The following is a 20,656-nucleotide window of genomic DNA, read 5'->3' on the forward strand; positions in this document are numbered from 1 at the left end:
TGTCGTAAATAGCCGACCGCATTCGGACCAGCCACGGCGGTGCGCCACGAGCCGCCCTCGACATGGGGAGCCAGCGTTCATGTCCCATTCCGCGTTACGAGTCGTCCACGACTCCGGCACCACCGTCGACCTGACCGCCGCCGAGCGCGCGGCCGGCGAGTTCCTCTCCGCGCTCGGCGTCGGCCTCGACGACGAACACCTGAAGGCCACCCCGGGCCGCATGGCTCGCGCCTACGCCGAACTGTTCACTCCCCGCCCGTTCGACCTGACCACTTTCCCCAACGACGAGGGCTACGACGAGCTCGTACTGGCCCGCCGCATCCCGTTGCGGTCGGTATGCGAGCACCACCTGCTGCCGTTCGTCGGGGTCGCCCACGTCGGTTATCTACCGGGCGACCGCATCCTCGGCCTGTCCAAGCTCGCCCGCATAGTCGAGCACTTCTCCTGCCGCCCGCAGGTGCAGGAACGACTGACCAAACAGATAGCCGACTGGCTGGCGACGAATCTGAGCCCCAAAGGGGTCGGGGTCGTCATCGAAGCCGAACACACCTGCATGACCCTGCGCGGCGTGCAGGCGGTCGGCACGACCACGGTCACTTCCACCATGCTCGGCACACTGCGTGACGACCCCCGCTCTCGCCAGGAGTTCCTCTCCCTCAGCGGGATAGCGCCCTGACCATCTCCCCCGTCGAGTCACAACCCCCGCCGAGCAGCGACCGCCCGCACTGCGGCGTCGCCCGGATCGTCCGGCACGTCCAATAGTGGGCAAACCTTCTGTGCCACAGCAATGTTCGGCACATATCGGTGCACCGGCCGCAGCACTCCGATCCCCCACCGGACGCACGGTTCGCAGTGAAGTCACTCACATCCGACGACAGAGACGTCTCCCCGAGTACTCACACATTGCCGCCATTCGGCAATAGCCGATCGGTTGCCATTCCGAAAGCGACGCATTCGCCCACCCGGGCCGCCGCATACGGCCCGCGACGCGAAACACCGTGACAAGCCGAAACGGCAGCTCACATCGCAATACTGCGAACGCCATAGCCAGCCGGTCACCGGTTGGTGATACCTCACGAAACAGATACCTTCGGCAGTGATTTCCGTCTCAGACGGAGTGCTCGAAGGTGATATAGCCATTCGTTGTTACTGTCGGGTAGTGTTCACTGCACCGACGATCAGAGTCGATCCGGAACCGTATTTCCCCACGATTTCAGGAGCGCTCGTGTCTCCCCATTCTCGCTTCGAATCCATCGGCGCTTATCTGCCTTCCAGAGTCGTCACCACGGAGGAGCTTCTTTCCGGGCTGAAAGAACCGCCTTCATTCGATCTTGAGAAAATCACCGGCGTCCGTGAACGCCGGTTCCGCGATACCAGGCCGGAAAGTCACGAGGACTCGTTCACACTGGCCATCAAAGCTGTCGAAGACTGTCTGTCCAGGTCACAGTATGCACCCGAGGAGATCGACGTCATCATCTCCGCCTCGATCACGCGGAGCAAGAACGCGACCAGGGTGTACATGGAGCCGTCGTTCGCCGGTTCGATAAGCCGCCTTATCGGCGCCAAGAACGCGATCACATTCGATATCACCAATGCCTGCGCAGGAATGCTCACCGGCACGTACATCCTGGATCGGATGATCCGTTCCGGCGCCGTTCGCAATGGCCTCGTGGTCAGTGGTGAAGCCATTACCCCGATCGCCGAGACCGCAGTTGCCGAGATTTCCCAGAAATACGATCCGCAATTCGCTTCGCTGTCCGTCGGCGACTCCGGATGCGCGATCGTGCTGGATCGCGCGGTCGATGAAAACGACATGATCCACTACATCGAAATGATGACCGCCGCGGAATACGCGCGGTTGTGTCTGGGCATGCCGAGCGGCAAGACGCAAGGCATCGCGATGTACACCGACAACCGCAGGATGCACAACGAGGATCGCTTCCTGCTCGGCACCAATACCCAGCGGAAATTCCTCGAGGCACAGGGCAAGACCTTCGCCGACGAGAAGTTCGACTACGTCATCCACCATCAGTTCGGCGCCACCGCAATCCCGTGGATGAACGCGATCGCCGAGCGCGAGTTCGGCAGTCAGATGCCGCCGGACCTGCGGGTCATCGAGAAGTACGGAAATACCTCCACCACATCGCATTTCATCGTGCTGCACGATCAGCTCAGCGAGCAGAGCATCCCAGCGGGCTCGAAGTTGCTGCTGGTGCCCGCGGCTTCCGGCATCGTCACCGGGTTCCTGTCCACCACCATCTCGTCGCTGAAGGTCTGAGGCCGGTCATGAGTGTGCGTATCAAGTCCACCGCGATCAGCCGCGGCGGCGACACCAACAGCATCGTGGAGCACAGCGGCCGCGCGGCCAAGCGGTGCCTCGAGCGTGCAGGCATCCGTCCCGACCAGATCGGCCTGCTGATCAACGCGGGGATCTTCCGGGATTCCAACACCGTCGAGCCCGCGGTGTCGGCGCTGATCCAGAAAGCGGCCGGAATCGGCCTGGAATACGCCAAGGACGACCCGAGGACGTTCTCGTTCGATCTGATGAACGGCGCGATCGGCGTGCTCAACGCGGTGCAGGTGGCCACGTCGGTCCTGGAGACCGGCAGCGCCGAGCACGTGCTCGTCGTCTCCGGCGACACCCATCCGTCCCTGCTGCGTTCCGTCGGCGACGACCGGTTCCCGTACGCCACCTGCGGCGCGGCGCTGCTGCTCGAACACACCGACGAGCCGACCGGCTTCGGCAGGGTGCACACCGTCGCGGGCGAGGGCACGCCCGCGATCGAGGCCTACGTGGACGTGACGACCATGGGCAACACCGGCCGCGGCGCCATGACGGTGGAACGCGAGCCCGGCTTCGAGGACCGCCTGCTGGAGGTGGCCGTCGACGCCGCGCGCCGGGCGCTCGCCGAGTCCGACCACGCCTCGCTCGACGAGATCGCGCTGATCGCCTCGACGCCGAGCCCGGAGTTCCCGAAGAAGCTGGCCGCCGCGCTCGGCATCGACGAAAGCTCGGTCCGCACACCGGATCTGCGCGACGGCGACCCGCACACGGCCGCGCTCACCGCGGCCTACGACCAAGCGGTAGCGGACGACGCCCTCGCCGCTCATCGCCAACTGCTGTTCATCGCGGCGGGCGCGGGTCCCTCCGCGGCGGCGGTGCTCTACCGGCTGCCCGTCTTCGCCGGGGCGCCTGCGTGACAACGGGAACCTACTGGCAGGCCATCGATCGGTTCCGTGCGGTCGTCCGCACCGACCCCACCCGGGTGGCCGTGCGCTACGCGGACGGGGTCGGCCCCGATGGCCTGCCGGCCTACCGGCACCTGACCTATCGCGAGCTGGACGCGTGGTCGGACACGATCGCCCAGCGGCTCGCCGCGTCGGGTGTCGGCACCGGGACGCGCACCATCGTGCTGGTGCTGCCGAGCCCGGAACTGTACGCGATCATGTTCGGGCTGCTCAAGATCGGCGCGGTGGCCGTGGTGATCGACCCGGGCATGGGCGTGCGAAAGATGTTGCGCTGCTTGCGCGCCGTGGATGCCGAGGCGTTCATCGGCATCCCGCAGGCGCATGCGCTGCGCGTGTTGTTCCGGCGCGGCTTCCGCACCGTCCACACGGTGGTGACGGTCGGCAGACGCTGGTTCTGGCGCGGCGAGTCGCTGCGGGCCTGGGGCCGCACGCCCACCGGCTCGATGCCCGTGGGCCGCCCGGCCACCGCAGACGATCTGCTGCTCATCGCTTTCACCACCGGCAGCACCGGCCCGGCCAAAGCCGTGCAGCTGACACACGGCAACCTGGCCGCGATGGTGGAGCAGGTGCATGTAGCACGCGGGGAGGTGGCGCCGGAAGCCTCCTTGATCACCCTTCCGCTGGTCGGTGTGCTGGATCTGCTGCTCGGCTCGCGCTGCGTGCTGCCGCCGCTCATCCCGAGCAAGGTGGGCGCGACCGATCCGGCGCATGTGGCCGACGCGATCGAGAGGTTCGGGGTGAGTACCATGTTCGCCTCCCCCGCCGTACTCATCCCGCTACTGGAATACTTGCGTGCCCACCCGACTCCGCTCGCGTCGCTGGAGAGCATCTATTCCGGTGGCGCGCCGGTGCCGGACTGGTGCATCGCCGGACTGCGCGCGGTGCTGGGCGAGGACGCGAAGGTGGTGGCGGGATACGGGTCCACCGAGGCGCTGCCGATGTCCACCATCGAGTCCAGGGAACTGCTGGACGGCTTGGTCGAACGGGCGCACCGCGGCGCGGGAACCTGTATCGGCAGGCCCTCCTACCAGGTGCAGGCGCGCGTCGTCGCCATCACCGACGACCCCATACCGACGTGGGCGCGGGCCGAAGAACTCGCGGGCGGTCTGGCGGACACTCGTGGCATCGGCGAGCTGGTGGTGAGCGGGCCGAACGTCAGCACCAGGTATTACTGGCCGGAACAGGCGAACGCGTTGGGCAAGATCGTCGACGGCGATCGGGTCTGGCATCGCACCGGCGATCTCGCGTGGATCGATGAACAGGGGCGGATCTGGTTCTGCGGCCGCAAGAGTCAGCGCGTGGTCACGGCGCGGGGACCGATGTTCACCGTTCAGGTGGAGCAGATCTTCAACACTGTCGCGGGTGTGGCCCGAACGGCGCTGGTCGGGATCGGTCGGCGCGGCGCGCAGCGACCGGTGCTCTGCGTCGAAGTGAAGCCGGGCGCCGACCCGGCCGTCATCGAGCCGGCGCTGCGGGCCCACGGGGCGCAGTTCGACCTCACCAGGACGATCGCCGACTTCCTGGTCCATCCGTCGTTCCCGGTGGACATCCGGCACAACGCCAAGATCGGGCGCGAAGAGCTCACAGGGTGGGCGGCCGAGCGCCTCGGAACGGATACCTGATCATGAAAACGACCGCACTGCGGGCGGTTCCCGTCCTGGGATGGCTGTATCTGGCGGGCGGCGCGCTCGCCGCGATCACCGGCCGTGCCCCCGACAGCCGGATCCTGCGCACCGTCTGGTGGATCGACGCATTCCTCAGCGTCGTCGTGCACGCGGCCCAGATCCCGGTGGCCTTGCGCGCCGCCGAGGGATCCGGCAGCGGTCGCCTCCGTACGGCGATATTGACGCAGATCTTCGGCCTGACCTGGTGGCGGACCCAGCCCGGCAAGGAGAAAAGGCAATGAGCAAAGTTCTGGTGACCGGCGCGTCCGGTTTTCTGGGCGGAGCGCTGGTGCGCAGATTGGTGCGCGACGGCGAGCACCATGTGTCGATCCTGGTGCGCCGCACCAGCGATCTGTCCGACCTGAGCGCCGACCTCGACAAGATCCAGCTGGTCTACGGCGACCTGGCCGATCCGGCGTCGCTCGAGCGAGCCACCCGCGGCGTCGACATCGTGTTCCACAGCGCGGCCCGGGTGGACGAGCGCGGCACCCGGGAACAGTTCTGGAACGAGAACGTCCGGGCCACCGAGCGGTTGCTGGAGGCGGCTCGGCGCGGCGGGACCGCGCGGTTCGTGTTCATCTCCAGCCCGAGTGCGCTGATGGACTACTACGGCGGCGACCAGATCGACGTCGACGAGTCGGTGCCGTATCCGCGGCGCTATCTGAACCTGTATTCGGAGACCAAAGCCGCGGCCGAGCGGGCGGTGCTGGCCGCCGACACCGAGGGATTCCGCACCTGCGCGCTGCGCCCGCGCGCGATCTGGGGTGCGGGCGACCGGTCCGGTCCCATCGTGCGGATGCTCGGGCGGGCCGGCGCGGGAACGTTGCCGGATTTGTCGTTCGGCCGCACCGTGTACGCCTCGCTGTGCCACGTCGACAACATCGTCGATGCCTGTGTGCGAGCAGCCGCCTCGGACACGGTGGGCGGCAAAGCGTATTTCATCGCCGACGCGGAGAAGACCGACGTCTGGGGCTTTCTCGGCCAGGTGGCCGCCCAGCTCGGATACCAGCCGCCGACCAGGAAACCCAACCCCAAGGTGATCGACGCGGCGGTGCGGGTCATCGAGACGATCTGGCGCATCCCCGCCGTCGCGACACGCTGGTCGCCTCCGCTCTCGCGCTACGCCGTCGCTCTGCTCACCCGCAGCGCCACCTACGACACCGGCGCCGCCGCGCGCGATTTCGGCTACCGGCCCGTCGTGGACCGCGACAGCGGGCTGGCCGCCTTTCTCACCTGGCTGCAAAGCCAGGGCGGAGCGGTCGAACTCACCCGCGACCTGCGCTGAGCACTTCCCCGTTACCGGAGACCAGCATGAGCAACGCCCCCGTCTTCCGCAGGAAGATCACCCCCACCGAACGCCTCTATTTCGCCACGCGACAGGTGACTCCGCCGTTCGTGATGCACATCGCCGTCCATGGTGAAGGCAGCCTCGACCCGGCCGCCGTGCAGGCCGCCGTCGACGTGGCCTCGGCGGCCGCTCCCGGCACCCGCCTCGTCCGCGACGGCCGCGACTGGGTGGACAGCGGTTTGGCCGCCACCGTGCGCGTGGTGCCGGGATGGTCGCTGAACTACGACGCGCTGGAGCACGACGCGGTGCTCAACAGCCCGATCGGTCCAACGCCGGACCGCACCACCGAGGTGCTGCTGCTCACGGGTGCGCAGACCACCGTGCTGTTCCGCGCCTTCCACGGCGTGATGGACGGCATGGGCATGCGCATGTGGGTGGACGACGTGTTGCGCGCCCTGCGGGGGCAGCGGCCGCTCGGCGCTCCCGACCCGGTCGCGGACGCCGAACTGGTCGCGCGGGTCGGCGCTGCGGGCAGACCGACTTTGGTGCTGCCCACATTCCAGGCGCCGTCCGGACACGGCCGCCAGGATCCGGCGGCCCCGCGCTGGCTGCTGCGCCACCGCACGATCGAGGCGACCGGCAGGGGCATCGTCGCGCGCGTGGCGGCGATCCTGGCCGAAGAGTCGGAGACGAAGTCGCGCTTCATGATTCCGGTCGATCTGCGCAGGCACGATCCCGGCTTGCGGTCCACCGCGAACCTAGCGCTGCCCCTGTTTCTGGACGTGGCGCCAGGCGAAGACTGGGAGGCGGTCAGGGAGCGGATGCGGGTCGGTCTGCGGGAGAAACGCGAACTGAACGAATTGGACAACGGCAAGCTGTCGAAGTTCCCGGAAGCCGTCATTCGCACGGTGCTGCGCGGGAGCAACTGGCTGGGAGCACGGCTGAACCGGAACATGGTGTCGGCCACCGTCTCCCACCTGGGCAGCTGCGATCTCGATGAGCTGGCCGTCCCCGGCTGGACACCGACCACCATGCGGTTGCTGCCGCAGCACAGCGGCGCGATGCCGCTGCTGTTCGCCATGGTCGAATCGCGCGGGAAGCTGGAGCTGACCGTCTCCTGCCGCAACGGCGCGGGCATCGAGCCCCGGCTGGAGGCGCTGCTGGACAAGATCACCGCGCGGCTCGAGGCCGAGCTCGCGCCGCACGAGGCGGCCGTGGCATGACCGCCGTCGCCCGGGTCGTCCTCGCCCGGCCACGGATGGTGCTCGCCGTCGTGACCGGGGTGATGCTGCTGTCCGGTCTCTTGGGCATCGGAGCGTCGGACAAGGTCACCGCTGCCGGGTTCATCGATCCCGGCAGCGAGTCCGCGCACGTGGATCAGCTCGTGAGCGAGCACTTCGGACCGCAGAATCCCGACGTGGTCGTGCGCTACACCGCTCCGGAGGGACAGACGCTCGACGACATCGGCCCCTCGGTGCAGGAGGCGCTGGCGCGGATCGATCCGGCGATGCTGCAACGGCCGATCGAAACCTATTGGAACGCCGGGTTCGCGCGAAAGCAGTTCCTGCGCGCGGCGGACGGACGGCACGCGCTCGCCGTGGTCTATCTCGCCGGTGACGCCAACCAGCGTGTCGCCGTGTACCCCGACATCGAACCACTGCTTCGCGTTCCGGGTGTTCCGGCCGATCTGTCCGGCTACAGCGCGGTCTCCACGGAGATCAACGCGCAGTCCCAGCACGATCTGGTCCGGGCGGAAGCGCTCTCGCTTCCGCTGACGCTGCTGATCCTGGTGCTGGTGTTCGGTGGTCTGGTCGCCGCGTCCTTCCCGGTCGTGGTCGGCGGCCTGACCGTGCTCGGCGCGCTGGGCGCCATCCGCGTGCTCGCCGAACTCACCGAGGTGAGCACATTCGCGGTGAACATCGCCTCCCTGCTCGGCCTCGGAATGGCCATCGACTACGGGCTGTTCCTGGTCACCCGATTCCGCGAGGAGGTCGCCGAGGGGCACGACGTGCGCTCCGCGATCACCCGCACTTACTCGACCGCGGGACGCACCATCGCGTTCTCGGCACTGCTGCTGGTTTGCGCGTTCGCGGGTACGTTCGTCTTCCCGCAGGCGGTGCTGCGCTCGCTGGGCATCGGCGCGATCACCGCGGTCGCGCTGGCCGCCGGACTCTCGCTCACCGTGCTGCCCGCCCTGCTCGCCCTGTTCGGCGCGCGCCTCGGCACCGCGCGCGCGATCGATCGCACCGACCGGTTCTGGGGCGGCCTGGTCGACCGCGTGCTGCGGCGGCCGGGGCTGGTGACCGTGGTCGTCGGCGCCGTCCTGCTGGTCTTCGCGGCGCCGTTGGCCGGGCTGCGGCTGGGCGACATCGACCACCACGCGTTGCCCCCGGACAACGCCATGCGCGTCACCATCGAAGAGCTCACCGCGCAGTTTCCCGCGGCGGGCAGCGGAGCCACCGCCGTGCTGCACGGCACGAACGGGCCGCCGCAGGCAGCCGCGGTGGATGCCACCGCGGCGGCGCTGGGCAAGGTCGACGGTGTGCGGCAGGTCGTCCAAGTGGGTCGCGCCGAGGATTTCGTCGTCTTCCACGCGTTCCTGCGCGATACCGATCGCACCGAAGCGGCGAGCGCCTCGGTGCGCGGCATCCGTGCCCTGACGCCGCCGGACGGCACCGTGCTGTGGGTCGGCGGCGACACCGCGGCCACCGTGGACAGCGTGCGGTCCATCGTCGCCGGGATGCCGTGGATGATCCTCGTAATGGTCGGCGCGACGCTGGTGCTGCTGTTCACCGCATTCCGCTCGATCGTCCTGCCGCTCAAGGCCGTCGCCCTCGCCTTCCTGAGCCTCGCCGCGACCTTCGGCGTGCTCACCTGGATCTTTTGCGGCGGGCATCTGTCCGGTTCGCTCGGCGTGAGCACCGGCCCGATCACCGCGGGCATGCTGGTGCTGATCATCGCGGTCGTCTTCGGGCTGTCCACCGACTACGAGGTGTTCCTGCTGTCGCGCATGGTCGAAGCGCACGACGCGGGCGCCGGCACCGCGGCGTCGGTGCGCGTCGGCACGGTCAAGACCGCGCGCGTGATCACCGCAGCGGCGACCTTGCTGGTCATCGTCACCGGGGCGTTCACCCTCTCCCCGCTGACCCCGATGCGCTTCCTCGGTCTTGGCATGATCATCGCACTCGTCGTGGACGCCACCCTCGTCCGCATGCTCTTGGTGCCCGCGCTGGTCCAGCTGATGGGCCCGGCCAACTGGTGGTCACCGCGCCGCCGCATCATCCCGGCCACCGTCGACCGCATCCGGGAACGCACGTCCGCGGCCTGACGGAGTCCAGCGGTGCTAAGCGACCAGTTCCAGCAGGCCGCGTGGATCCCACGGCATCGGCCCGGTCGGGAAACTCATCCGGACCAGCCGGTGCGGGGCGACCGCGTCGAAGTGCGCCACCGCGGGTGGCAGGAACCCGCCGATCACCTTTTCCACCATCGTGTTCAGCCCGGTGAGCCGCGGCCGCAGACGCACCTGCCAGCTGGTGATGCGACCGGCCGGTACGTCGACGACGGTGCGCTGCTCCACTTTCGCACCGAGCGGGACGTGCACCGAGAAGGCGAGCCACAGGTCGACGCACTCCTCGGCACCCTCGGCGAAGTCCAGGCCGCGCAGCAGCGTCAGGCCGCCGGCGAGCGGCATCACGTTGGCCGGAAACGGCACGATCCCGCCGCCGAACTGAAGATGGGTGGTGCCGACGAAGTTGGCCTCCTCGCGGCTGACGACCGTGGTGCCCGAGCGTGTCTCGGCGCGATAGCGCTCGGCCGACAACCGATCTCCCGAGCGCTGGAACCGCTGCTCGATGGTCATCGCGAAATTCGCGTGTCCGAGGCCGACCTCGAGCATCGAGCGGTAACCGTCACCGTCGTGCGATACCACGCTGATCAGATCGAGCTTCGGCGGCCGATCGGCCACGCTGACGGTGTAGACGGACTTCTCTCCGTCGGGTATCCCCGGGTCACGAAAAGCGGTGCGCACATGTCCTCCTCACACTGTGTCCTCGGCCGCCGCCGCGAACACCGCTTCGAGCGTGGCCACGTAGCGCTCGACGGAACCGTGCGCCACCGGGGTGTCCGGGTAGATGACGCTCAGCGTGGTCTCCGACGCGAGCCGGTTGATCCAGATCAGTACCTGTTCGGACGCTGCGCGATTGGCGTACAACCCGCACGACGCCAGGTCGAACATCTCGTTGCCGAGCAGTTCTCGGGCGTCGACGTAGGAGATCATCGGCGTGGACCAGCCCGGTTCCAGGTCGAGATCGGAGTCGGCGGGCAGCAGTTCCACCACGCGCTGGAACGAGGTGGGAGCCAGGCGCAGGCCGTTCTCGTAGGCGTGCTGCGCGATGGCTGCGGCCCGGGCGAAGGTGGTGGTCGGCGCGATCGGAAAGGCCACCGGCAGCAACGTCACATACCAGCCGACCGACGCGCGTTCGGCGGCGGAACTGCGGGTGCTGACCGGTGTCATGCCGAAGTAATAGTCGCTGTCGATGAGCTCACGCTCGGCCAGCGCCGCCGCGGCGAAGATCCCGCCGACGAACTCCGCGCCGTTGTCGCGGCAGACCCGCTCGAACCGTAGCGCGGTGTGCTCGTCGAACAGCGTGACCGTGCGGTGCGCGCTGCGGTTGTAGACATCGGTCCGCCTGCCCAGATCCAAGGGGAAGGAGGGCAGTTCGCCGTCGTTTCCGCGGATCAGCTCCAGCCATTTCTGTACGCCGGGCGAGGCGAGCGTCATCCGGCCGGTGTACTCCCGTTCGGCGGTGCAGTAGTCGAGATAGCTGGCCGCGGGATGCAGCATGCCGACGTCTTCCCACACCTCGCGCAGATACAGCAGCGCGAGGTCGAACCCGGATAGGTACTGGCCGAATCCGTCGGTGTGCAGATGATCGACGGCCAGGTAGACCGTCGTCGAATCCTCCCGTTGGATCGCCCCGAAGGTGAAGCAGTCCCAGTCGAAAGGCCCCGGCGTCGTCTTCTGGACGTGATCGCGGATCGCCCTTGCCTCGTCCACGTGGCCGTAGTCGACCGGCACGAAATCGACGTCCTCCGCGGGCACCAGGTGACGCTCGATCGCACCGGCGGCGTCGACCCGGAACCAGGTTCGGAAGGTGTCGTGGCGCAACAGGAACGCGTTGACCGCCCGCGTCGTCGCGGCCGGATCGAGGCCGCCGGTCGGGATCTCCGCGGTCACCAGGCACAGGCCCGAGTACCGGAAATCCGCGTCGGCGTGCCGATCGGCGAGCCGCAGATACTGCTCCTGCTGGTGCGAGGGCGGAGCCGGGTGCACCGGCGCCCGGCGGGCGCGCGCCACCGACTCCGGTGACGCCGACCAGCCGACCAGCCGGCCCGGCCCCGGCTCCCACTCATCGATCAGCCCGAAACGGACCACGGGAACACCTCGTTTCGACGGCGGTCGGTCACGGCCTGGCCCCAGCCGTCATCAGCACCGGAACGCGTTCGGCCGCAGCGCCATTCGAAGTGGTCGGCGCGACCGGATCCGCGATCGGCTGTGCCTGACCGGAATCCGCGGCCAAGATCAGTTCCGCCACCTTCGGTCCGGCCTGCTCCAGGCTGAACGAACGGCCCATCTGCAGTGACATCAGATCGATACCGAGGGTCTTGGTGACCCGCGCGCCGAGTTCCACCGCCATCAGCGAATCCAGCCCGAGTTCTGGCACCGGAACGGTCATGTCGATGGACTCGACCGGCACGCCCATGACGACGGCGAGTTCCTCGGCCATCTTGCGGGCGACGAAGGCCCCGCGCTTGCCCTCTTCGATCGCGGCCACCTCCGCGCGCAGCCGAGCCAGCTCGGAGGTGTCCTTGGCGGAGGCCTGTGCGAGCGCGGTGGTGCGGCCCGTGCGAGTCAGCTGTGGGAAGGTGCCGGTCAGCTTGGCCCAATCGGTCGGGATGATCGCCGCGCGGGCCACGCCCAAGCGGAGTGTCTGCTCGAGATAGGCGGTGGCGTCGGCCATGTCGATCGGATCGAAGCCGACCAGATCGAGGTACTTCAGGGCCGTCTCGTCGGCGGCCATGCCGCCCGTCGCGCCCGACAGGTGACCCCAGCCGACGCACAGCGCCCGCTCGCCGGCCCGCGACCACTCCTCGGCCAGCGACTCCACCGCCACATTGGCCGCGCAGTAGTTGTACTGCCCGTAGATGCCGTACATCGAGCCGCCCGATGAGCACAGCACGAACATGTCCAACCCGATCCCGGCGTCGGCCACGGCTCGATGCAGTACCCGGGCACCGTGCACCTTCGGGCGATACACCTTGTCCAGTTCCTCGAACCGCATCGCGTCCAGGCGATTGTCGGCCACCGCGCCCGCCGCGTGGAAGACTCCGCGCAGCGGGTGCTCGGCGCTGTGGGAGCGTGCGACGATCGCGGCGACCGCCTCCGGATCGGTGACGTCGGCCCGCTCCTCGATCACCTCGACGCCTACGGTGCGCCACGCCTCGAGCTGGCGGCGTGCCTCCTCCGTACTCGCGCCGCCGCGGCCGAGCAGTACCAGCCGCCGCGCCCCGCGCAATACCAGCCAGCGTCCGATGGCCATCCCGAACCCGCCGAACCCGCCGGTGACCAGATAGGTCGCCGCGCTGTGGATCTCGAGGTCCGGTAGGTAAGGCCGCACCGCCGGGGCGGGTGAATCCAGGCGCAGCGCGATCCGGGACAGACCGGTCGAGCGGATGGTCTCCTCGAACGCCCGGCTCACCTCGTCGGTCTCGAACAGCCGGTAGGGCAACGGTTTGTAGGTGCCCGCGAGCACCTTCTCGTAGACCCGCTGCAGCAAACGAGCCAGCCGCTGCGCGTCGACGGCGACCAGGCGGTCCAGATCCATCGAGAAGTACGCCAGGTTCTTGTCGAAGTTGGACATCTCCAGCAGGCCGCCGGTGTAGATGTCGGCCTTGCCGACCTCGACGATGCGCCCGAATTCCGCGACGGCGTTGAAGTTCTGGCGCAGGATCTCACCCGGCGCGCTGCTGAGCACCACCTCGACGCCCTTGCCGCCGGTCAGCTCGAGCACGTCGTCGACGAAGTTGAGCGAGCGCGAGTCGATCGCGTGATCGGCGCCGAGGGCGAGCACGTGGGCGCGGCGCTCGTCGGCACCGGCGGTGCCGATGATGCGCGCCCCGCGATCCTTGGCCACCTGGATCGCGGCCGTGCCGACGCCGCCCGCGGCGCCGTGGATCAGCACCGTCTCCCCCGGTTCCAGCCGGGCCAGATCCAGCAGCGCGTACTCGGCCGTGCCGAAGGCGATGGTGCTGGTGCAGTAGGCGGGATCGGCGTCGGCGGGCAGCGGGATGGTCAGTTGCCGGTCGACGACGACGTAGCGCCGCATCATGCCCTTGGCGGCGACCGCGACCAGATCGCCCACCGCGAGGTCGGTGATCTCCTCGCCGACCCGCACCACCTCGCCGACACCCTCCATTCCGGGTACGGTGCCGAAATAGGTCGGCGCCAACTCGCGCTCACCGAGCAGACCGATGACCTTGAGCGGATCCTTGTAGTTCAGGCCGATGATCTTCATCCGCACCTCGACCTGTCCCGGTCCGGGTTGGGGCCGCGGGCACTGCCGCCACGCCAACGCCGACAGCAAGCGGGTCCGGGGCAAGTCCAGCGTGAAGTTGGCTTCCGGGTCGGTCATGGGTTCGGCGGTGTCGAGGGCGTCCAGGCGCGCCTGCAGCGGCTTGGTCACCAGCGGGGCCCAGCGCGTGCCCGCGCGCAGCACCACCTCGTCGAGGTTGTCGTTCCAGAACGCGCCGGGCACGGCCAGTTCTCCGAGCAGTTCGCCGATCTCGGTGCCGGGTTCCACGTCGATCAGCCGCCAGCGCAGCGCCGATTGCTCGTTGAGCAGCACCCGGCGCGCACCGGCCAGCGCGGCATGATTCGAGTTCGGCGGGATCGGGCTGTCGGGCAGCGCGAACGCGCCCTCGGTCACCAGCGTGGCATGACACCACCCGTCACCGAAGACGCTCTGGGGCCCCTGTTCGGCGGCCTCCGGGTGGACGAACTCGTCGAGAGCGACCGCGATCCGCTCCAGTATCCACAGATCGGCAACATCGTCCTCGACGGCGCCCGCGACCACGCAGACGTGCAGCCGGTCGGCGCCCTCTGCCTTGGCGGCGGCCAGTGTCGCGGCCAGATCGGCCGCGAGTTCACGGCCCGCCACGCCCGCCACGTAGAGCCGGGAGCCCGGGATCGCGGCGGCCAGCTGCCCCGCCCTGCGGCAGTCGCCGCCCAGCGCGACGATCACCGTGGACACCGAATCCCGCGGCAGCGCAGCGGGATCGAGGGCATCGCGCGGTTCGAGCGTCTCGGCGTAGTAGAAGTCGACCATCCGGTGCAGCGGATCCTGGCCCGGCGCCAGCGCACCGATCTGCAGGCCGCTCAACCGCATCACGAGGCTGCCTTCGTCGTCGAGCAGATCCACCTCGGCGCGCAGCCGGGCCCGGGGATCGCGCCGCGCGACCACGGTGATCCGCTCGGGCAGCGGCGCGACCAGCCGCACCGCCGCGACACCGACCGGAACCAGCGTGCCCTCGTCGATCCTGGCGTCGGCGAACAGCAGGGCCGCGGACTGCATCGCGGCATCGACCACGGCGGGGTGGGCGAGATGTCCGGAATCCGTGGCGATGGCGCCGTCGACGGTGGCCACCACCGCGTCCGCGCCGACGCGCACGGAGGTGACGCGGCGGAAGGCCGGACCGTACTGCAGTCCCGCCGCGGCCAGACCGCTGTAGAACATCTGCGGGTCGATGTCGAGACCGACGTCCAGGGTGGGCACCGTGACCTTGGTCGGCTTGTGGCTACCGGTCAGCGTGCGGCCGAACGCGTGCACCGTCCAGGCCGTCCCGGTCGCCGAGCGCGAACGGATCATGAACCGGCCGCTGGTCTCCTCGACGGTGAGCGCCACCAGCGGCACGTCGGGCGCGCCCATGATCAGCGGGGCCACGAACCGAACCTGTTCCAGCGCGACGCGTTCCACGCCCAGACGGGCGGCCGTCGCGCTCAAGGCCGCATCCAGGTACGCCGCGCCCGGCATGATCTTGACGCCGTTGACCACATGATCGGCCAGCCACGGCAGCAGCTCGGTGCCGACCTGTAGCAGCCAGTCCGGCCTGCCCTCGACGTCGGGGTCGCCGAGCATGGCGTAGCCGCCGGGGGTGCCCAACCGGGCCTGCTCGAACAGCGGCAGCGACGCGTGCAGCCGGGTCCGTTGCCACGGATAGCGCGGCAGCGGCACGTGCGGGGTGGCGCGCTCCGCCGGGAACAGCTCGTCCAGGTCGAGCACGCCCGCGCCGTAGAGGCCGATGAGGGTGCGGCGGATGCTCACCGAATCCGGCTGCTTGCGATCCAGCGTCGGCACGGTCGCGCCGTTGACGTCCGCGCCGAGCAGCGCTTCGCGGATGTTGCCCGAGAGCACCGGGTGCGGGCCGACCTCCAGGAAGACCCGACTGTCCGCGCCGATCAGCTTCGCGACCGCGTCGACGAATCGGACCGGCTGCCGCACGTTCGCGCACCAGTACTCCGCGTCCCAGTCGGGACCGACAACGTGTTCGCCGGTGACCGAGGAGTACAGCGGCACGATCGGCGTCATCGGCGTCAGCCCGGCCAGCGCCGCGCGCAGTTCGTCCAGGATGGGGTCCATCAACCGGCTGTGGTACGGCACCTCGACGCGCAGTCTGCGCGCGAAAACGCCGTCTTCGGTGAGCTTTTCGGCGATCTTGTCGAGGCGGTCGACATCACCGGACAAGGTCAGCGAGCTCGCGCTGTTGATCGCGGCGACATCCACCCGATGGTCGTCGCCGACGAGCTCGCGAGCCCGCTCCGGCGACATCCCGACCGCGAGCATGCCGCCCGATCCGGCGGTCGTCGCCTGCAACCGGGCCCGATGGTGGGCCACCCGCACCGCGTCGCCCAGCGACAGCATGCCACTCACGTAGGCCGCCGCCACCTCACCCACACTGTGCCCGACCACGGCCGCGGGCCGGATGCCGTACTCGGCCAGTTCCCGCACCAGCGCCACCTGCACGAGGAAATTGGCCGGCTGCGCCACCTCGGTGCTGGTGACCCGGGACTCCTGCTCGGGCCGCAGCAGTTCCTCGATGATCGACCAGCCCGCGATCGAACGGAACTCGGCGTCGACCGCCTCCGCCGTGTCGGCGAAAACGCCTCGGCTGCCGAGCAATTCGCGCGCCATCCCCCACCACTGCGGACCCATGCCGGAGAAAACGAACACCGGTTCGGCCGTGCGCGCCACGATCGTCCGCGCGGCGTCGCGGCCCTCGCCCGCGGCGAACGAGCGCAGATCGCGGACGAGGCCGGCGGTGTCGCCGAGGAGCACGCCCGTGCGGTACTGATGGTGCGCCATGCGCGTCCAGGCGGCCTCGGCCAATTGTTCCGGGTCGGCGCCCGCGGCGATCAGATCGCCGAATCGACCGGCCAGCGCGCGCGCCGCGCCGGTGCTGCGCGCCGAGATCGGCAGGACGCCGAAGTGCCGCGGGGGCGAGACAGGTTCAGCGGCGGTCGACCGGAACTCCTGCAAGATGGTGTGGGCATTGGTGCCGCCGTAGCCGAAACCGTTGACCGCCACCGTCATCGGCTCGGCGTCGGCGGGCAGCGACTCCGCCTCGAGTTGGATGTGCAATCCCAACTCGTCGAACGGGATGTCCGGATTGGGTTGGTCCAGCCAGCCCTGCGGCGGGATGGTGCGATGCCGGATCGCCAGTGCCGCCTTGATCACGCTCGCGATACCGGCCGCGGCCTCGGTGTGCCCGAGTGTCGACTTCACGGAGCCGACGCCCAGTGAGCGCGTGCGGCCCGCGGGCGCGCCGAACACCCGGCCGAGCGCGCGCAACTCGACCGGATCGCCGACCAGCGTGCCGGTGCCGTGCGCCTCGACGTAGGTGATCGTCTCCGGCGCTAGGCCTGCGCGGCGGCACACCGAACGAGCCAGTGCCTCTTGGGATTCGGCGCTGGGCACGGTGATCGCGGTGGTGCGGCCGTCCTGATTCGAACCGGTCGCCTTCACCACCGCGTAGATCCGGTCGCCGTCGCGGACCGCGGCGTCGAGCTTCTTCAGCGCCACCATGCCCGCGCCCTCGCCCCGCCCGTAACCGTCGGCCGAGGCGTCGAAGGACTTGCAGCGGCCGTCCGCGGCCAGGAAACCGCCCTTGCACATCAGGACGAAGGTCTCCGGTTGCAGCATCACGTTCACACCGCCCGCGAGTGCCACCTCGCAGTCGCCGTTCTCCAGCGCCTGACAGGCGAGATGAAACGCGACCAGCGACGACGAGCACGCGGTATCGACGGTGAGCGCGGGTCCGACGAGGTTGAGCGCGTATGCGATCCGGTTGGACAGCATGGTGTAGGACGCACTCGCGGGGGTGTGCATGTCGGTGTGGAACAGAGCCGGGCCGACCACGCCGATCACCGACTGGTCCACCACGAACCCGCCGACGTAGACGCCGATCGAGCCGCCCGCCGCGCGTCGCGCGATCCCGGCGTCGTCGAGCGCCTCCCAGGTCACCTCGAGCATCAGCCGCTGTTGCGGATCGAGCACGGTCGCCTCGCGAGGGGAGATGCCGAAGAAGTCCGGGTCGAATTCCCACGGATCGATCGTCATGAACGCCGCGCGCTTGGTGTAGCTGCGCCCCGGCGTACGCGGTTCCGGATCGTAGTAGCGGCGGTAATCCCAGCGATCGGCCGGCATTTCGACCACACCGTCCCGTTTGTCCAGGACGAATTCCCAAAAGGTTTCGGGCGAGTCGATGCCCCCCGCAAACCTGCAGCCGATGCCGACAATTGCAATATCCGACATGCACATCCTCCGGGTCGGATCCAGTTCGATCGCCATTCTTTTTCGGCGATTCACAAATCAGCCTGTGCACACTTGGCGTCCGGCCCAGCGTAACGGCCACCACACCGGCCGTCGTGGGCTCAGGGAGACTTCACAATCCGCTTGCGAACCATGTTGTGGCATCTCGAAATTCCGGATCGTCCGCCGGTGAAATGCCTTGGTATCGCTAGGTTTCAACTGTCCCCGGGCCGCGCCGAAATATGATGTCATCGGTTAGGAGGCGGCATTGTTCGCCGAGTTCACGCACTGGACCGATGCGCTCGTCCGGCGGCGGTTCACCGTCATCGGATTCGTCGTCGCCGCACTGCTCGCGCTCGGCGCCTACGGTCTCGGGCTGGACGAGCACCTCAGCGTCAGCGGGTGGAACGATCCGGCCTCGGAATCCGCGCGGGCGGCCCGGCTCGAAGCCGAGGCGTTCGGCCACGACCACATCGCCGATGTGCTCTTGTTGTATCGCGCCCCGTCGGGCAAGACGATCGATGACCCGGCCTTCGCCGCGACGGTCGTGGGTCATTTGAACAGCCTGCCGCAACGCTTTCCGGACCGGATCGGCAAGATCAACGCCACCTACTGGCCCACCGACACCGGGCTGCACCTACCGGACATCTTCGGCTCCGAGGACCGCGACTACGCCTTCGCCTCCGTCGCCATTCGCGGCAGCGACGACACGGAGATCATGCGCAACTACCGAAAGGTCGCCGACCAGTTCCGGATACCTGGCATCGATATGGAGGTCGCGGGCGGGCAACCCGTCGCGGCGGCCCTCAACGACACCATGGCCCACGATCAGCGTCGCATGGAGCTGTTCGCCGTTCCCGCCGTGGCGGTGCTGCTGTTCTTCCTGTTCGGCGGCGTCGTGGCGGCCGCGCTGCCGCTCATTGTCGGCGGGCTGACCGTGCTGGGGGCGTGGGGGGTCATTCGGGCCATGACCACCGTCATCGAAGTGAACTCCTTCGTCTCGCCGGTGGTCTCGATGGTCGGCCTCGGCTTGGCCATCGACTACGGTCTGTTCATCGTGAGCCGGTTCCGCGAAGAGCTGGCCGACGGCCGCGAGGTACCCGAGGCCGTGCGGCGCACGGTCGCGACCGCCGGACGCACCGTGGTGTTCTCCGCGACCATCGTGGTCGTCGCCGCGGGCGCCATTCTGCTGTTCCCGCAGGGTTTTCTGCGCTCGTTCGCCCTCGGCGGGATGGTGACGGTGACGCTGGCGGCGCTGATCTCGATCACGTTGCTGCCCGCCATGCTGGCCGTGCTGGGCCCCCGCGTGGACTGGTTGGGTTTCAATCGGTTCCACGCGCGCCGCGCCGGCGATCGAGAGGCGGACAATCCGTGGGGCCGCGTCGCCGGATGGGTGATGAAAAGGCCACTGGCCGTCGCGGTTCCCGTGGTGGCCGTCCTGGTGCTGCTCATCGCCCCGGTGCGCGACGTGGCCTTCGGCGGCATCTCCGAGCGCTTCCTGCCGCCGCGTCATCCGGCCCGCGCGGCGCAAGAGCACTTCGATCAGGTCTTTCCGCTGCGGCAGATCAATCCGATCGATCTGGTGCTGATCACCCACAACACAGCCGATATCGACGCGGTGGTCGCGCAGGCCGGACGGGCCCCCGGCATCGTCGCGCCGTTCCCGCGCGCGGTGCAGGGACCGGCGCATCCGAGCGTCTTCACCACCTCGACCGTGCTGCGCGACGCGCACGACGCGAACGCGACCATCGACTATCTGCGTTCCATGCCCGTACCGAAGGGAACGACGGTGCTGGTCGGCGGGCAGCCGGCGATGCAGCGCGACAGCGTCGACGCGCTGCTGCGCCGGATGCCGCTGATGATCGCGCTCGTCTTCCTGGTCACCACCGTGCTGATGGTGCTGGCCTTCGGCTCCCTGGTGCTGCCGCTCAAGGCCGCGCTGCTGAATCTGCTCGGGCTCGGCTCCACGCTCGGCATCCTGACCTGGATCTTCGTTCAGGGCCACGGCGCGCGGCTGCTGGAGTTCACCCCGCAGCCGATCATGGCGCTGGTACTGGTGCTGATCGTCGCCGTGATCTACGGGCTGTCGACGGACTACGAGGTATTCCTGCTCGCCCGCATCGTGGAGGCGCGGGCCGCGGGCGCGACGACCACCGAGGCGGTGCGCGCGGGCATCGCACGCACCGGCTGGATCGTCACCGCCGCCGCCCTGATCCTGTTGGTGGTGACGGGAGCCTTCGCGCTGTCGGATCTGGTCATGATGCAGTACATCGCCTACGGCATGGTCGCGGCGCTGTTCATCGACGCGACGATCCTGCGGATGCTGCTGGTGCCCGCGACCATGCGCCTGCTCGGCGACGCCTGCTGGTGGGCTCCGTCCTGGCTGCGGCACGGCGGGCCGCACCGAACGTCTCCGGAACCGGAGGAGCCACGCACCGAATCCGTCCACGGCGCCGAACACCCGTAGTCCTCGAACGGCCGGGCGCCCCCGGCGTGGAGCGCGGCCGACACCGGAAACGGCTGTGCGGTGAGGTGAGTAGCCGCACTGCGGATGACCTTGTCCGTTTCTCGCCAGCACGACGTCCGCGATA

The 20,656-nt window shown here is 68.9% G+C and carries 12 protein-coding genes; 9 read left to right on the top strand and 3 right to left on the bottom strand.

The features are described 5' to 3' along the window. Window positions 1-79: 79 nt before the first annotated feature. The 8 genes from folE to ACWEH3_RS21870 all read left to right on the top strand — a co-directional run bounded on the left by folE (window position 80) and on the right by ACWEH3_RS21870 (window position 9,529). Entirely contained in the window at window positions 80-676 is a 597-nt protein-coding gene (gene folE / locus ACWEH3_RS21835) for a GTP cyclohydrolase I FolE (protein WP_450014879.1), read from the top strand. A gap of 549 nt (window positions 677-1,225) precedes the next feature. Then, complete coding sequence (locus tag ACWEH3_RS21840; protein ID WP_450014987.1) at window positions 1,226-2,278, top strand: 3-oxoacyl-ACP synthase III family protein; 1,053 nt, start codon at window positions 1,226-1,228, stop codon at window positions 2,276-2,278. 8 nt (window positions 2,279-2,286) lie between these two features. Continuing rightward, a complete protein-coding gene (locus ACWEH3_RS21845) occupies window positions 2,287-3,201 on the top strand; it encodes a hypothetical protein (RefSeq protein WP_450014880.1) in 915 nt (304 codons plus the stop codon). Further along, entirely contained in the window at window positions 3,198-4,871 is a 1,674-nt protein-coding gene (locus ACWEH3_RS21850; RefSeq protein WP_450014881.1) for a fatty acid CoA ligase family protein, read from the top strand. Before ACWEH3_RS21845 ends, ACWEH3_RS21850 begins: the two co-directional genes overlap by 4 nt. 2 nt (window positions 4,872-4,873) lie before the next feature. Beyond that, window positions 4,874-5,155, top strand: coding sequence for a hypothetical protein (locus ACWEH3_RS21855; RefSeq protein WP_450014882.1), 282 nt, complete (start codon window positions 4,874-4,876; stop codon window positions 5,153-5,155). Next, window positions 5,152-6,198, top strand: coding sequence for an NAD-dependent epimerase/dehydratase family protein (locus ACWEH3_RS21860; RefSeq protein WP_450014883.1), 1,047 nt, complete (start codon window positions 5,152-5,154; stop codon window positions 6,196-6,198). Before ACWEH3_RS21855 ends, ACWEH3_RS21860 begins: the two co-directional genes overlap by 4 nt. A gap of 26 nt (window positions 6,199-6,224) precedes the next feature. Continuing rightward, window positions 6,225-7,424 carry a peptide synthetase gene (locus tag ACWEH3_RS21865; RefSeq protein WP_450014884.1) on the top strand — a complete coding sequence of 400 codons (1,200 nt, stop codon included), beginning with the start codon at window positions 6,225-6,227 and terminating at the stop codon, window positions 7,422-7,424. Beyond that, window positions 7,421-9,529: an MMPL family transporter gene (locus ACWEH3_RS21870; protein ID WP_450014885.1), complete on the top strand. Its 2,109-nt coding sequence runs from the start codon at window positions 7,421-7,423 to the stop codon at window positions 9,527-9,529. The genes ACWEH3_RS21865 and ACWEH3_RS21870 overlap by 4 nt, the downstream gene beginning before the upstream one ends. Window positions 9,530-9,544: 15 nt before the next feature. Here ACWEH3_RS21870 and ACWEH3_RS21875 read toward each other — a convergent pair whose 3' ends face one another. Genes ACWEH3_RS21875 through ACWEH3_RS21885 form a run of 3 tightly spaced genes read right to left on the bottom strand, consistent with a single transcriptional unit; the run spans window position 9,545 to window position 18,068 of the window. Beyond that, window positions 9,545-10,228, bottom strand: a complete 684-nt coding sequence (locus tag ACWEH3_RS21875) for a hypothetical protein (protein WP_450014886.1) — start codon at window positions 10,226-10,228, stop codon at window positions 9,545-9,547. A 9-nt stretch (window positions 10,229-10,237) separates the two neighbouring features. Next, window positions 10,238-11,635 (bottom strand): condensation domain-containing protein, encoded by a 1,398-nt coding sequence (locus tag ACWEH3_RS21880; RefSeq protein WP_450014887.1) that lies wholly within the window; start codon window positions 11,633-11,635, stop codon window positions 10,238-10,240. A gap of 28 nt (window positions 11,636-11,663) precedes the next feature. Beyond that, the gene (locus ACWEH3_RS21885) at window positions 11,664-18,068 is read right to left on the bottom strand and encodes a type I polyketide synthase (protein WP_450014888.1); all 6,405 of its coding nucleotides are present in this window, start codon (window positions 18,066-18,068) and stop codon (window positions 11,664-11,666) included. Between the two features lie 265 nt (window positions 18,069-18,333). On the opposite strand from ACWEH3_RS21885, the gene ACWEH3_RS21890 reads away from it, so the two are divergent. After that, window positions 18,334-20,532 (top strand): MMPL family transporter, encoded by a 2,199-nt coding sequence (locus ACWEH3_RS21890; RefSeq protein ID WP_450014889.1) that lies wholly within the window; start codon window positions 18,334-18,336, stop codon window positions 20,530-20,532. Window positions 20,533-20,656 lie beyond the last annotated feature (124 nt).

This window comes from Nocardia sp. NPDC004718, from assembly GCF_053601535.1.